Annotated in this window: 16 protein-coding genes and 1 pseudogene; 9 read left to right on the top strand and 8 right to left on the bottom strand. The window is 60.5% G+C overall.

The window, feature by feature from the left end; translation table 11 throughout:
* Nucleotides 1-91: 91 nt before the first annotated feature.
* The 3 genes from NRB16_RS04605 to NRB16_RS04595 all read right to left on the bottom strand — a co-directional run bounded on the left by NRB16_RS04605 (nucleotide 92) and on the right by NRB16_RS04595 (nucleotide 2001).
* Nucleotides 92-616, bottom strand: coding sequence for a DUF2937 family protein (locus NRB16_RS04605; protein WP_045489043.1), 525 nt, complete (start codon nucleotides 614-616; stop codon nucleotides 92-94).
* Between the two features lie 50 nt (nucleotides 617-666).
* The gene (locus tag NRB16_RS04600) at nucleotides 667-1449 is read right to left on the bottom strand and encodes a class II glutamine amidotransferase (RefSeq protein WP_045489041.1); all 783 of its coding nucleotides are present in this window, start codon (nucleotides 1447-1449) and stop codon (nucleotides 667-669) included.
* A gap of 69 nt (nucleotides 1450-1518) precedes the next feature.
* On the bottom strand, nucleotides 1519-2001 hold the full coding sequence (locus NRB16_RS04595) for an MFS transporter (RefSeq protein ID WP_253142714.1): 483 nt from the start codon (nucleotides 1999-2001) through the stop codon (nucleotides 1519-1521).
* 102 nt (nucleotides 2002-2103) lie between these two features.
* Between NRB16_RS04595 and NRB16_RS04590 the strand changes: the two genes are divergently transcribed.
* The 4 genes and pseudogenes from NRB16_RS04590 to NRB16_RS04575 all read left to right on the top strand — a co-directional run.
* Nucleotides 2104-4158: a S9 family peptidase gene (locus tag NRB16_RS04590; protein ID WP_257105561.1), complete on the top strand. Its 2055-nt coding sequence runs from the start codon at nucleotides 2104-2106 to the stop codon at nucleotides 4156-4158.
* 93 nt (nucleotides 4159-4251) lie between these two features.
* A complete protein-coding gene (locus NRB16_RS04585) occupies nucleotides 4252-4725 on the top strand; it encodes a cyclic nucleotide-binding domain-containing protein (protein WP_045489035.1) in 474 nt (157 codons plus the stop codon).
* A 49-nt stretch (nucleotides 4726-4774) separates the two neighbouring features.
* A complete protein-coding gene (locus tag NRB16_RS04580) occupies nucleotides 4775-5140 on the top strand; it encodes a YajD family HNH nuclease (RefSeq protein WP_045489033.1) in 366 nt (121 codons plus the stop codon).
* A gap of 147 nt (nucleotides 5141-5287) precedes the next feature.
* Nucleotides 5288-5418: pseudogene (locus NRB16_RS04575) on the top strand (IS5/IS1182 family transposase); the annotation flags it as partial.
* A gap of 52 nt (nucleotides 5419-5470) precedes the next feature.
* On the opposite strand, the gene NRB16_RS04570 reads toward NRB16_RS04575, so the two are convergent.
* A complete protein-coding gene (locus NRB16_RS04570; protein WP_197540954.1) occupies nucleotides 5471-6097 on the bottom strand; it encodes an HAD-IA family hydrolase in 627 nt (208 codons plus the stop codon).
* 579 nt (nucleotides 6098-6676) lie between these two features.
* On the opposite strand from NRB16_RS04570, the gene NRB16_RS04565 reads away from it, so the two are divergent.
* From NRB16_RS04565 to NRB16_RS04550, 4 genes are read left to right on the top strand one after another with little or no spacing between them, the layout of a single operon-like run.
* On the top strand, nucleotides 6677-8416 hold the full coding sequence (locus NRB16_RS04565; RefSeq protein ID WP_257105560.1) for a copper resistance system multicopper oxidase: 1740 nt from the start codon (nucleotides 6677-6679) through the stop codon (nucleotides 8414-8416).
* Between the two features lie 11 nt (nucleotides 8417-8427).
* Complete coding sequence (locus NRB16_RS04560; RefSeq protein WP_306456356.1) at nucleotides 8428-9381, top strand: copper resistance protein B; 954 nt, start codon at nucleotides 8428-8430, stop codon at nucleotides 9379-9381.
* A gap of 42 nt (nucleotides 9382-9423) precedes the next feature.
* Nucleotides 9424-9960, top strand: a complete 537-nt coding sequence (locus NRB16_RS04555; RefSeq protein WP_045489027.1) for an RNA methyltransferase — start codon at nucleotides 9424-9426, stop codon at nucleotides 9958-9960.
* 45 nt (nucleotides 9961-10005) lie between these two features.
* Nucleotides 10006-10404 carry a DUF2892 domain-containing protein gene (locus NRB16_RS04550; RefSeq protein WP_257105559.1) on the top strand — a complete coding sequence of 133 codons (399 nt, stop codon included), beginning with the start codon at nucleotides 10006-10008 and terminating at the stop codon, nucleotides 10402-10404.
* A 4-nt stretch (nucleotides 10405-10408) separates the two neighbouring features.
* On the opposite strand, the gene NRB16_RS04545 is transcribed toward NRB16_RS04550, so the two are convergent.
* Complete coding sequence (locus tag NRB16_RS04545; protein WP_253115161.1) at nucleotides 10409-10858, bottom strand: YcgN family cysteine cluster protein; 450 nt, start codon at nucleotides 10856-10858, stop codon at nucleotides 10409-10411.
* Between the two features lie 202 nt (nucleotides 10859-11060).
* Between NRB16_RS04545 and NRB16_RS04540 the strand changes: the two genes are divergently transcribed.
* Entirely contained in the window at nucleotides 11061-11654 is a 594-nt protein-coding gene (locus NRB16_RS04540) for a nitroreductase family protein (protein WP_045489021.1), read from the top strand.
* Between the two features lie 114 nt (nucleotides 11655-11768).
* Here the strand turns inward: NRB16_RS04540 and NRB16_RS04535 are convergent, their stop codons facing one another.
* From NRB16_RS04535 to rnd, 3 genes are all read right to left on the bottom strand, one after another.
* Nucleotides 11769-12701 carry a D-2-hydroxyacid dehydrogenase gene (locus NRB16_RS04535; protein ID WP_257105558.1) on the bottom strand — a complete coding sequence of 311 codons (933 nt, stop codon included), beginning with the start codon at nucleotides 12699-12701 and terminating at the stop codon, nucleotides 11769-11771.
* 89 nt (nucleotides 12702-12790) lie between these two features.
* Nucleotides 12791-13084, bottom strand: coding sequence for a YcgL domain-containing protein (locus NRB16_RS04530; protein WP_045489014.1), 294 nt, complete (start codon nucleotides 13082-13084; stop codon nucleotides 12791-12793).
* The gene (gene rnd / locus NRB16_RS04525; protein ID WP_045489011.1) at nucleotides 13081-14214 is read right to left on the bottom strand and encodes a ribonuclease D; all 1134 of its coding nucleotides are present in this window, start codon (nucleotides 14212-14214) and stop codon (nucleotides 13081-13083) included. The genes NRB16_RS04530 and rnd overlap by 4 nt, the downstream gene beginning before the upstream one ends.
* Nucleotides 14215-14330 lie beyond the last annotated feature (116 nt).

Here is a 14330-nt window from a genome sequence, read left to right as displayed (position 1 = left end):
TAAAGCCGCTCCTACGGGGCCGTGTTTGCTGCGCGACAGCGCGGCGCCGAGGCGGCGGGCGATCTCCTGCGGACAATCACCAGCGTTTTGCTCAACGCCACTCGGCGCGCATTTTCGGTTTGCGCCGGCCGCCGTTGACCACCCAGCCCAGCAGCAGGAACAGGCCTTCAACCAGGAAGGTGAGGATCACCGCGCTGGCGATACCCCAGCCGATCACCACGGGGGTGAGCAGCAGTTGCCAGGTGTAGCCATCAAGGGTTTCGCGGCGGATGTCAGGGTCGGCGGCAGTCGCGACGTGCCAGGCTTTGCCGGCCATGGAGCCTTGCAGGCCCAGCCATTGACGCTCCAGTACCTGGGTGCGGCTGAGCAGGTTTTCGATGTTGCTGGCGTCGTTGCGAAACACCGGGTCTTCGCTGTTGCGGTAGTGCTGGATCAGTGCCTGAATGTCACCGTTGAAGAACTGCTGCGCGGTCGCTTTGAAGCCCTTGATCGCCTGCTGCGCCTCGATCAGGTGCGCCTCGACCCGCTTGCTGTAATCACTGATGAAACCTGGCGCCTGGACGCCGAACAACAGTGCGGTGGTGAACAGAACCAGTCGCAGGTAACTACGCAGCATCGATATCCCTCTTTTTGATTTTTTGGCGGGTCGGTCGTTCAAAGCAGGTATTACGGTGTTGCGGTGGTGCCGTGGGTGACACACTCCCCCTTGCGCCACAGCCCCCACTGGCCCGGTTCGTAACCGGTCCAGGTCTCATTCTCGGTCAAGGCTTCGGTGGCGATCACGGTGACCACGTCGTGGGGCGTTGTTTCAGCCTGGAAATCGACGATCACATCGACATCCTTCAACCGCGCAGGGCCAAATGGCGCCCGTCGGGTAATGTGCACCAGCTTGGTGGAACAAAAGCAAAATAGCCAGTCGCCATCACTCAGCAAGCCATTGAATACCCCTTTGCCACGGTACTCGTTGCAGGCCTCTACCAGCGTTGGCAAAAGCTGCTCGATTTCCACGGGCTCAGGGTACGCCTCGCGAATGCGGTTAAGCAGGTCGCAGAACGCCGCTTCGCTGTCAGTATCGCCCACCGGCCTATAGAAACTGTGCTGCGGATTGAAATCCGCCAGCTGGCCATTGTGGGCAAAGCACCAGTTCCGGCCCCACAGTTCACGTACAAACGGGTGCGTGTTGGACAGGCAGACTTTGCCGACGTTGGCCTGGCGGATATGGCCGATCACCACTTCGCTCTTGATCGGATAACGCTGTACCAACTGCGCGACTTCCGACTCGCTGCTGGCCGCCGGATCCTGAAACAGGCGCAGGCCGCGCCCCTCATAAAAACCGATGCCCCAGCCATCACGGTGCGGACCGGTGCGGCCGCCGCGCTGCATCAGGCCGGTAAAGCTGAAAACGATATCAGTCGGGACATTGGCACTCATGCCCAGCAGTTCACACATGTTCAGGTACTCGCTTCAAAACATTGCCTGCGCAGGCGTACAGCCGGCGCGCCCCCACGAAGCGAACGGTTACAGCCGCGGCTCGACCCGGGTGCGCAGCGTCGACGCCGGTTCCGGGCTGCGGCCGTAAAGCTCACTCTTGCCGAACGGCTCATCATCCTCGTCATCCTGCGCAGCGGCCTGTTGCTTGCGGGCTTCAAGCTGCTCCTGGCGTGCCTTGCGGCTTTTTTCGATGGGCATGCGCACCAGCACGAACACCAGGTAAGCAATGAACGCACACAGACCATACATGGCAAGGTCGAGCACCGCCGTCCAGACATTGCTGCCCACCTTGAACAGCAGATCCAGTGCCGAAATAGCCACCGCCGGCGCGTAAAGATCACGTGCCGGATCAACCACGGTCGGGGTAAACAGCAGCACCGCGCCAATCACCCGCAGCGGCTCCTTGAGGTAGCGCCACATCCAGCCGGTCATTACAAACAGCACCAGCAGGCAGCCCAATGCAGCAACGGCGTAGAGACCCCAGGCGATCAGATAGTCATGTTCAGTCATGTGGTGCGTGGTCAGCCAGTCAAATAGACGCTTATGATAACGGCTTTTCACGGCCCCGGCGCGTCCGGCATGTGAACCACGTTTTATCCAGGAGAGCCCGGCATGACTTCACCTACTACCTGCGCCAGCGCCCCTGTAGCCCGTAAGGCCGATGGCCAGGACCCTTATGTCTGGCTGCAAGAGCGCGACAGCACTGAAGTACTCGATTACCTGAAAGCCGAAAACGCTTATACCGATGCACAGCTAGGCGACCAACAGGCTCTGCGCGAGGCGCTGTTTGAAGAAATCAAGGCGCGCATCCAGGAGACCGACCTGTCGCTGCCCTCGCCCTGGGGCCCGTACCTGTATTACACCCGCACCACCGCCGGCGACGAATACGCGCGGCATTACCGCTGCGCACGCCCGGCCGACGGCTCCCATCAGCCAGACGAACCCAGCGAACAGCTGTTGCTGGACCCGAACGTACTGGCCAACGGCGGTTTCCTGTCGCTGGGCAGCTTCAGCATCAGCCCTGACCACCGCCGTCTGGCCTACAGCCTGGACACCTCGGGCGATGAGATCTACCAGTTGTTCGTCAAGGAACTGGACAGCGGCGAGGTGCACAGCCTGCCCTTCGAGGACTGCGACGGGAGCATGACCTGGGCCAATGACAGCCAGACCCTGTTCTTCGCAACGCTGGACGACACCCACAGACCCTGGAAGCTCCATCGCCATCGTTTGGGCGAGGCAAATGCCGAGGAGGTGTTTTGCGAGCCGGACGGGCGCTTTTTCCTGCAATGCGCACGCAGCAGCTCGGAACGCCAGCTGCTGCTACAACTGGGCAGCAAGACCACCAGCGAAGCCTGGGTACTGGACGCCGATCAGCCAGCGCAGGCGTTCACTTGCCTGGCACCACGGGTCGAAGGCCACGAATATGACGTCGATCACGGCCTGCTCGATGGCCAATGGACCTGGTTCATTCGCAGCAACCAGGACGGTATCAACTTCGCGCTTTACCAGGCACCGGCCACCGGTATTCCAGCCCGCGCCGACTGGCAGCCGCTGGTGCCCCACAGCGATACAGTGATGCTCGATGGCGTGACCCTCAATGCCAAAGCCATCACCCTGAGCCTGCGTGAAGGCGGCCTGCCAGTGATCGAGGTGCGCCCGCAGAACCTGCCGGCCTACCGCGTGCAGTTGCCTGATGCCGCCTACAGCCTGTATGTGCAGGACAGCCTGGAGTTCGACAGCGACCGTATTCGTCTGCGCTACCAGTCACTGAACCGCCCCTCTCAAGTACGCCAGTTGCAACTGGACAACGGCCAGCAACAGGTACTCAAGCAAACACCGGTACTCGGCGAGTTCGATGCCGATGCCTATGTGAGTCAGCGCCTCTGGGCAACTGCCGCCGACGGCACTCAAGTGCCGATCAGCCTGGTGGTGCGCCGTGACTGCCTGGGCCAGCCAACGCCGGTTTACCTGTATGGCTACGGCGCCTACGGCGCGAGCCTCGACCCGTGGTTTTCCCATGCCCGCCTGAGCCTGCTCGACCGCGGCGTAGCCTTTGCCATCGCCCACGTGCGTGGCGGCGGCGAGCTGGGCGAAGCCTGGTATCGCGCCGGCAAGCAGGAACACAAACACAACACCTTTGGCGACTTCATTGCCTGCGCCGAACACCTGATCGACAAAGGCCTGACCCGCGCCGGGCAACTGGTGATCAGCGGCGGTAGCGCTGGCGGGTTGTTGATCGGCGCGGTACTCAACCAGCGCCCTGAACTTTTCCGTGCGGCAATTGCCGAAGTGCCGTTTGTCGACGTGCTCAACACCATGCTCGACCCGGAGCTGCCGCTGACCGTCACCGAATACGACGAATGGGGTAATCCGCAAGAACCGCAAGTGTATGAGCGGATCAAAGCCTATGCGCCTTATGAAAACGTCCAGGCCCAGGCCTACCCGGCAACGCTGGTGATCGCCGGTTACAACGACAGCCGCGTGCAGTACTGGGAGGCAGCCAAGTGGGTGGCGCGGTTGCGTGAGCACAAGACCGACGACAACCTGCTGCTGCTCAAGACCGAGCTGGGCGCCGGCCATGGCGGCATGAGCGGCCGCTATCAGGGCCTGCGGGATGTGGCACTTGAATACGGTTTTGTGTTCAAAGTACTTGACCTGGCTGGTTGATAGCCGTGCTTCGCAGCCAGACCGTCGTCATCGGGCGCCTGGCTGCAACAAGCGTTGACCGTGAGCGTAAACCAATCAGAACAAGACCGAATCATGCCTGAACCGTCCAACATGAACACCGCGATTCACACCATGCTGCTCGACTGCGGGCTTTTTGATTCCGTGTCATCCAGCGAGTTGGCCAGCGTCGCCGGTTATTTCAGCATCACTGAATTCGACAAGGACCAGGTCATCTTCAATGAAGGCGACCCCGGAACCTTCATGTGCATCATTGACCAGGGCAGCGTGGTGGTGCGCAAACTCAACCCCGACGGCCAGGCGGTGGATATCGCCAGCCTGCGCCGCGGCCGGGCGTTGGGCGAAATGGCGGTGCTCGATGGCGAACGTCGCTCGGCCAGTTGCATCGCTGCCAGCCACTGCCAGTTGCTGACCCTGGGGCGTGACTCACTGGACAAGATGATCGACGAGGCGCCGAAGATTGCGGCAAAGATCATTCGCGCATTGGCGATTTCATTGTCCAGGCGACTACGCATGGTCGATGGGCAGTTGCTCGCGCAGCAGGTTTGACAGCCTGATAGACTGACGGCGTATTCCACACCTGCAGCAAGGCCATTGTATGAGCACGCCGTCGAACACTTCCAAACTGGACCGCATCCTCGCCGAAACCCAGCGCGAACGGGAAAAAGGCTACCGTGACAAGGCCCTGCGCATGTACCCGCATGTCTGCGGGCGCTGCGCCCGGGAGTTTTCCGGCAAGCGCCTGAGCGAATTGACGGTGCACCATCGTGACCACAACCACGACAACAACCCCCAGGACGGCTCGAACTGGGAGTTGCTGTGCCTGTATTGCCATGACAACGAACATGCGCGATACACCGATCAGCAGTACTTCAGCGAAGACTCACTGAGCACACCGAAAATCGCCAAGGCCACGCATAACCCGTTTGCGGCGCTGGCAGGCTTGATGAAGAAGGATGAGTGAGCGCTGCACCTCTGTGCTGATCTGGCGCCACAGCGCGGGCTCGGCCCGAAGAACAACGGCAAAAACACAGCCGCTCATACTTTTTAGGTTTTGTACTAAAAGTCGGTGCCGGTAGCGTTTGCGCCATGATTGGCTGGCGGCCCGCATGGCTTGCCGCGACTCTTTGATTGTCCAAAGTATCGACAGCGGAGCATCAGTGAACGGATGTTTGGCTGGCCAGGAGCGTTGCGGCTATGGTCACCTTGGCCTGCCGCCTACTTTGTAGGCAGCAGTACTTTTTCTTACAGAACTCAAGAGCAGTCGCTGTTCACGATACGACCCTGCGCAGGGTCATTTTGCACTTTCGCCTATTACTTGTAGATCACTGATCTGCGCTTCAAGCTCGCTGGACTTCGTCCAACAAATAGCATTCCAGCCCGACTCAAGTGCAGCCTGAACATTAGCTGGAGTATCATCAATCAGGAGTAACTCCTCTGGTAGAAATCCGGACAACTCGGTGATCTTTTTATAAAACTCAAGGCTTGGCTTTCGCCAAGACAGCGCTGCGGAGTAAAAGATGCCATCGCAGTAGTGATCCAGGCCAAGTGACGTCATTAAAAACTCTGCGCGTAGGTGTTCCTGATTGGACGCGAGAAATACTTTCACCCCACGACGACGATGACGGGCCAGGTCCGCCAGCAACCCGAGATTGAGCCGAGCATCGTTTTCAAACCAGTAATTCAATAATCTATGCGCAGAAAGGTTCGGAGCAATGTCTGCCAGCACCGAGGCAAGCCTCTCTTCAAGGGATAACTTGCCGGTAACTATGGCATCCCAGTAGGGCTCGAACAGCGCCTTATGAAGATCCGAGCTTGCCAGCCCGAGATCCTCTTCAAGTGATGAAGCCCAGCCTTGGCCGTCGGCGGGCCGACCATCGACGACTACACCATCCACATCAACCATAAAAGCCCGAATCAACGTAGCCTCCTTCATGGTGTCCCGGACTTCGCATTGCAAACAGATCCCGGTGCATTCAATAGATATATCTTGCAAAAGGTCACCTCTAAAAACGTAGGCGAGGCAGCCTGCGCAAGGCAAAAAACGGCGAGGGAGCGGAGTTTACGGGTTGTAAATGAGCATCCTGAGCCGTTTTTTAACGCAGTGCTGGCAACGCAGGTCGTTTTTAGAGGTGCCCAAAACGCCAGCTTATGAGACCGACCTGGATAGGTATAAGACTTGTTATGCATAAGCTTAGAGGGTGTCTACAAAATGGCTGCACTTAGCAATACTGCGTTGAAATCGGCCTGGATCGCCAGCCCGGTCAACATGCTCATGTACTTCTGTACACTGCGCTTTTCCGCCCGATTTCGCCTTGTCTTGCCTTCGTTCGCCTATTTTGTAAACACCCTCTCAGGGCACACTCGGTTACCAGGAGAGTTCGCCGAATGCTTATGCCTATAGCGTTGCTCATGCTTTTTAACCTGACGTAAATGTAATCACCCACCGCTGTGCGTTATGGCATCTTCACGCCCATCGATGCATGGGACTTCTACTGCGATGCCTTTCAAGACTTCACGACGTACGTTCGTTCAGGGCCTGGCCGCCGGCGGGCTGCTGGGTGGGCTGGGCTTGCTGGCTACGCCACTACGGGCCGCTGCGGTCGGCAATCAGCAGCCGCTGGAATTGAGCGGCACCGAATTCGAGCTGTTCATCGGTGAAACGCCGGTGAACATCACCGGTCGGCCGCGTACCGCACTGACCATCAATAACGGCTTGCCCGGCCCGTTGTTGCGCTGGCGTGAGGGCGATACGGTGACGGTGCGCGTGCGTAACCGGCTGCAAGAACCGACCTCCATTCACTGGCACGGCATCATCCTGCCAGCCAATATGGACGGTGTACCGGGCCTGAGTTTTGCCGGAATCGCCCCTGACGGCATGTATGAGTACCGCTTCAAGGTGCGCCAGAACGGCACCTACTGGTATCACAGCCACTCCGGGTTACAGGAGCAGGCCGGGGTCTACGGGCCGCTGATCATCGATGCCAGGCAACCCGAGCCGTTCGAGTACCAGCGTGAGCATGTGGTGATGCTCACTGACTGGACCGACGAGAAACCTGCCACGCTGCTGAAGAAACTCAAGCAGCAAGGCGATTACTACAATCGCCAGAAACGCACCCTGATCGACTTCATTGACGACGTCGGCCGGCACGGCTGGAGCCAGACTGTCGCCGACCGGAAAATGTGGGCGCAGATGCGCATGAACCCCACCGATATCGCTGATGTCGGCGGCGCGACCTACACCTACCTGATGAACGGCCAGGCACCGGACATGAACTGGACCGGGCTGTTCACGCCCGGCGAAAAGGTCCGCCTGCGGCTGATCAACGGCTCGGCCATGAGCTACTTCGACCTGCGCATACCGGGCCTGAAAATGACCGTGGTTGCCGCCGATGGCTTGCATGTCGAACCCGTGACCGTCGATGAACTGCGTATCGCCGTGGCAGAAACCTATGACGTGATCATCGAGCCACAGGCCCCCGCCTATACCCTGTTCGCCCAGGCCATGGACCGCAGCGGCTTTGCCTGCGGCACGCTGGCCAGCCAGCCGGGGCTGCGTGCGCCAGTGCCGCAGTTGGACCCACGGCCACTGCTGGGCATGGCCGATATGAACATGAGCCATGCGGGCATGGGCCATGACCAGATAAACCATGGCCAAATGAATCACGCCGCCATGCCAGCGATGCCGGGCATGCAGCATGGCAGCGGTTCGCAACCCATCGAACACCCCGCCAGCGAAGAGGGCAATCCGCTGGTTGATATGCAGACCACCCAGCCAACGGCCAAGCTGGATGATCCAGGTATCGGCCTGCGCGATAACGGCCGACGGGTGCTGACTTACGCTGACCTGCGCAGCCGCTTCGCTGACCCCGATGGCCGCGAGCCAGGCCGCAGCATTGAACTGCACCTGGCCGGGCACATGGAAAAATTCGCCTGGTCGTTCAATGGTGTGAAGTTTTCCGACGCCGAACCCTTGTTGCTCAGGTATGGCGAGCGGGTGCGTATCGTGCTGGTCAACGACACCATGATGACCCACCCCATTCACTTGCATGGCATGTGGAGCGATCTGGAGGACGAGCACGGGCGCTTCATGGTCCGTAAGCACACCATCGACATGCCGCCCGGCACGCGGCGCAGCTACCGGGTGACTGCCGACGCGCTGGGCCGCTGGGCCTATCACTGCCACCTGCTGTACCACATGGAGACCGGCATGTTCCGCGAAGTGAGGGTACAAGAATGAGCCTGACGCACATGAGCCGCCGCCCTGCCCTGCTATTGACCACCAGCCTGCTGTTCAGCCCGGTCGCGCTGGCCGCGCAAGGCACCGGTCACAATATGGACCACTCCAGCCACGGCGCCATGGCGGACCCTGCCATGCACGCCCAGCCGCTAGACGAGCATGCAGGACACGCGCCTGCGCCCGCCACTGATGCTCATCAGGGTCACGCAGGCCACGACATGAGCACACACAGCGGCCATTCAATGCCACCCGCCGTTGCCTCGCCAGTCCCGCCCCTGACCGACGCTGACCGGGCGGCGGTGTACCAGCACCCGGCAGGGCACCAGATGCACGACAACGCCTGGAATCATCAGGTGTTGCTAGACAGGCTCGAATGGCAGGATGGCGAACACGGCAGTGCGCTGGCCTGGAATGTCGACGGCTGGGTCGGTGGGGACATCGACCGGTTGTGGTTACGCAGCGAGGGCGAACGCAGTCAAGGGCGTACCGAGCACGCCGAAGTACAGGCGCTGTGGGGCCATTCAATTTCGCCCTGGTGGGATTTGCTGGGTGGCATACGTCAGGACTTCAATCCCGGTGCCGCGCAAACCTGGGCGGCGTTCGGGATTCAGGGCATGCCGCTGTCCGGGCTGGAAACCGAAGCTACGGCGTTTATCGGCGAAGGCGGCCAGGCTGCGCTACGCCTGGAGGCCGAGTACGACTTGCTGATTACCAACCGGCTGATCCTGCAGCCTTCGGCAGAGGTCAACCTGTATGCCAGCAACGATGAGCAACGCGGGGTCGGTGCAGGTCTTGCCGACAGCGAACTGGGTTTGCGCCTGCGCTATGAGATCCGCCGCGAGTTTGCGCCCTATATCGGCGTGACCTGGAACCATCGCTACGGCAATAGCGCTGACTACGCCAGGGCTGAGGGTGAAGCGCGCAGTGAAGCACGGCTGGTGCTGGGGGTACGGCTGTGGTTCTGAATCTGCCGTATACTTGCCGGCTTTTCTCCAGAGCACTTCACCGTGGGCAACAAACGCTACGCCTGTATCGGACTGTATAACCCCAAATCCCCGGAAAATGTCGGCTCGGTCATGCGCGCCGCCGGTTGCTATGGCGTGGCGTCGGTGTTCTACACCGGTAAACGCTATGAGCGCGCCAGGGACTTTGTTACCGACACCAAGAAGATCCACCAGGACATCCCGCTGATCGGTATTGAAGACCTCAAACAGATCCTGCCGCTGGGCTGCACGCCAGTGGCAGTCGAGCTGGTCGAAGGTGCCCGCGCCTTGCCGGAGTACACCCACCCTGATCGCGCCCTGTATATCTTCGGCCCGGAAGATGGCTCGCTGGACCAGGAGATCCGCGACTGGTGCGAGGACGTGGTGTACATCCCTACCGAAGGCTGCATGAACCTCGCGGCGACGGTCAATGTGGTGCTCTACGACCGCATGGCCAAGGGCAACAACACCCGCTCCGGTGCGCAGTTCGGTCGTGACAAGGTCACCGAGCCCACGCCAGCCGCCCGCGCAGCCATTGATGCAGATTCGGGGAACAGTTGACCTGGCTGGCAGTCAGTAATGGTTCAACCCGTCAGGAGAGCAATCATGAGCGATACCCCGATCATCGAACGCATTGACCGCCCATTCCCGCCACAACGCCCGGAACAGAACGTTCAGGGCTGGGAGCGCATGACCTCGCTGGCCGGTGGCGTGGCGCTGGTGGGCAAAGGGCTGCGCCGGGGCGGGCTGTTCGGTCTGGTACAGCTGGCCATCGGCGGCGCGGTTCTGGCCCGTGGCATCACCGGCCACTGCTCGGCCAAGAGCCTGCTGGAGAAGAGCCGTAGCGATCTGCACCGTGCACGGACCGATATCGAACGTGCCGGCGCCGAACTGCACCACCTGAAAAGAAAAGCCGAAAAAACCGCGCCCAAAGTGATCGAGGCGGTGAAAGAGACGGTCATTGACGAGGTCGCCACCCCGAAGACCTCCAGGCCTGAGATCTGAAGCGTCAGCCGGCGCGGAAAATCAGGTAATCCTCCCAGTCATCTTCAGGCACGCTGTCTTCGCTGAGCATGCGTCCGGACTGGGAGATACGCTTGCGGTGGACCGCCTTGCGGTCACCGCTGACCAAGTGGTGCCACTCAGGCAGATCCTTGCCTTCGCTGACCAGCCGATAACCACAGGTCGGCGGCAGCCACTTGAACTCATCGGCCTGGCCTGGGGTGAGCTGGATACAGTCCGGCACGGCCTCGCGACGGTTCGGGTAGTCCGAACACTGGCACGTCTTGAGGTCCAGCAGCTTGCAGGCGATGCGTGTGTAGTAGACGCTGTTGTCTTCTTCGTCTTCGAGCTTTTGCAGGCAGCACAATCCGCACCCATCGCACAGCGACTCCCACTCATCCCGGTTCAGTTGGTCGAGGCGCTTGTGGATCCAGAAAGGTTCGAGTGTGGCGGTCATGGGCGGCTAAACAGCGTCGGTGCAGGAAAAGGCCGCCAGTCTAGTGGCACAACTGCTGCGGGCCAAGCGCTGGCTGTCGCCAGACTTGTCATTGGTAGTGCGAAACAGTAATTTTGACAGGCTTTGTTACATCCTGATGCCTGCCGACCACGGCCCATCCTGTCTGCCCGTCATTCAACCCCTCCCTACGACAAGGACTGCCATGAGCACTCATCCTCGCGTTGCCGACTTTGACATTCACCCGCAATTCATCCAACGCTGGTCGCCGCGGGCGTTCAGCGATGCGGTGATCCCGGAAGAAACCCTGCTGAGCTTCATCGAAGCCGCGCGCTGGGCGCCTTCGGCCTACAATTCACAGCCTTGGCGCTTCCTGTATGCGCGCCGTGGTACACCGAACTGGGAACGCTACCTGGGCCTGCTCAATGAATTCAACCGCAGCTGGGCCCAGCACGCCTCAGCCTTGGTGGTCATTGTGTCGAAGACCACCTTCACCGCACCGGGCGCCAGCGAAGAAAGCCCGGCCCTGTGGCACACCTTCGACACCGGCTCCGCCTGGGGGCTGTTTGCCCTGCAGGCCAGCCTGAGCGGCTGGCACACCCACGGCATGGCCGGCTTCGATCAGGACCTGACCCGTCAAGAGCTGAAGATTCCGGAGCACTACGCGATTCACGCGGTGATCGCAGTGGGCAAGGCCGGTGACAAGGCAAGCCTGCCGGAATACCTGCAAGGCCGTGAAGTACCGAGCCCGCGCCAGCCGGTCAGCGAGCTGGCTGCCGAAGGTGATTTCAGCCTGTAGGTTGAATCACGCAGCAAACACCGGGCCTCGTAGGAGCTGCTTCAGCGGCGAAGGCTTCGCCGCTGAAGCGGATCGCCGCCCGGCGGCTCCTACGGATTTTGACAGGCGCAGCCGTCAGTAACCGCGCGCGAAATCCACTTCACCGCGCAATGGCTCGCCCGTCTCAAAGGCGCGCAGGTTGTCCAGAAACAGTTCGACCATCGCCGGTGGCGAGGTGGGCGCTGAACTGTGTCCGGTCAATAACAGGCCATAGGCAGTCCAGAACGGATGACGCCGGGGCAAGGGCTCCTGGCGGCAGACGTCGATCACTGCACCGGCCAGATGGCCTTCCTTGAGCGCCTCTACCAGGTCGGCATCGACCACCGACACGCCGCGCCCGGTGTTGATGAACAGCGCCGAAGGCTTGAAGCAAGCGAACAGCTTCGCATCGTACAGGTCATGGGTCTGCGGCGTGTTGGGCAGCAGATTGATCACATAGTCCATATCACCGAGCAGTTGCGCCATATCAGCCAGCGTGACGACCTGTTCAAAGGGCGGCAGCTCACGCGCCGTGTAGGTCACGCCGAACAACTGCACGCCAAACGGCCGTAGAAACTGCGCAACACTCCGACCAATGTCACCGGCACCCACGATCAGTACCTTGCGCCCGGCCAGGCTATGGCCTGGGCGGTTATCCCATTTGCGCTCGACCTGGCTCATCAGCCGTGCAAGCACTTCACGCTCATGACCAAGCATATAAGTGAGAACATATTCGGCCATCACCTGGCCAAAAATACCCACCGCACGGGTCAGCCGGTACTCACGGCTCAGGTGCTCACTGAGCAGCGGCGTGATGCCGGCCCAGGTTGATTGCATCCACTGCGGTTTGTGCCCCTGACGCAACAACGTGGCGAGCAGATCGGGCTGGCCCAGCCAGACCGGCGCATCACTGGCCATTTCGGCCAACTGCGCCGAATCACCACTGCTCAGGACTTCGAGTTGTGGGGCAGCCTGTTGCAGCAGTCGGGTATAGAGAGCGTAATCATGTTCAGCGATCAGAACGCGCATGCAAGGCAATCCTGGAATTCGGGCAGGCAGGTCAATACGAAGTACCGGGCATCACCAGACCGGCACCCGTCGGATGCCGGCAGACACGATCACACCGGATCGTTGCGACGCAGCAGTTCTTCGGGCAAATGCTCGATGTATTCTTCTTCGGCAGGCGGCATTTGCAGGTGATAACCCTGGTTGTCGAGGTTTTCCAGCACCTTGGTGATGTCCTCACGCGCCAGCGCACGCTCAGGGCTCAGGACCAGGTCAAAGGCATGCTGCGGCTTGCCGAACGCGGTCAGCAAACCCTCAGGTACACGGCTGAGCACGTCACTTTTCAGGACGTACAGGTACATCTCGTTCTTCTTGGGGCTGCGATAGATGGAGCAAATACGTTTCAAGGCTGTTCTCCGACACTGGCCAGGCTGTCGAGCAGTGCCTGGCCCATCAACTCACGGCGCCAGCCACGCAGCGAATCGGGTAATTGGTAAGGCCCTTGGGGATAGCCGCTTTTGAGCAGCAACTCCAGGGTTTTCTTGCGCAGCATCAATTCCGGCGCCATATCCAGGCGCTCGGCGTACTGCTGGCCGATGGCGCGCAATGACTTGAGCATGGCCGAGGCTTCGATCGGCAGCGGCTCCGGCAGCGGCGCCGGCCATTGCTCGGCAGGGGTATTGCCCGCGCTCTTGATCAGTTGCAAGAGAAACTCGCCATCCTGACGCACGGTACGCGGGTGCATGTCTTCGATGCGCGCCAGCGTGGTGAGCTGATCCGGCTGAGTCTTGGCCAACGGCCACAACGAAGCTTCACGCAGGATACGATTACGCGGCTGGTTGCGAATCCGCGCCTGCTGCTCACGCCAGGTGCACAGCTCACGCAGCACCGCCAATTGCTGACGAGACAGCTTCCAGGCCAGCTTGGCCTCGCGGTAAGCCTCGCGCGGATCGCTTTCGCGACGCAGATTGGCGACCAGTTCGGCGCCGTCTTCCAGAACCCAGGCGTACTTCTCGGCCGATAGCTGTGGCTGCAACTTGTTGAACAGCTCGGCCAGATGCATGGCGTCTTCTGCCGCATAGCTGACCTGCGTATCGGACAGTGGCCGCTGCAGCCAGTCGGAACGGGTCTCGCCCTTGGGCAGTTCGATGTCCAGCACCGCTTGCACCAGCCGCGAATAGCCCATCGAAAAGCCGATGTTCAGGTAACCGGCTGCCAGTTGGGTATCGAACAACGGTAGCGGCAGGCTGCCGGTGAGGCGCAGCAAGACTTCGAGGTCTTCGCTGCAGGCATGCAGAACTTTGGTAACGGCCGGGTCTTCCAGCAGTACCGCCAGCGGGTGCCAGTCGTTGATCAGCAAAGGATCGATCAGCCAGGCGTTGTTGCCATATCCGACCTGCAGTAAACCGGCGATCGGATAGAAGGTATCGACCCGCATGAATTCGGTGTCGACGGCGATAAACGGCAGGGACTGCCATTGCGTGCATTGGCGGGCAAGGCTGTCGTCGTCGCGGATCCAGTGAATATCGATGGCCACACGGCTCTCCCTTGGATAATGGCGCGCAGTATATATCGCCGTGGGAGCTTGTCGCGCATCAGCCGGCAAGTCTTTGCACAATCTTCATAGTATTGAGCAGATGTTGCAGGAGGCCG

The organism is Pseudomonas sp. LJDD11, from assembly GCF_024584215.1.
Taxonomy (GTDB): Bacteria; Pseudomonadota; Gammaproteobacteria; order Pseudomonadales; family Pseudomonadaceae; genus Aquipseudomonas.
This window is presented reverse-complemented; position numbering and strand designations above follow the sequence as displayed.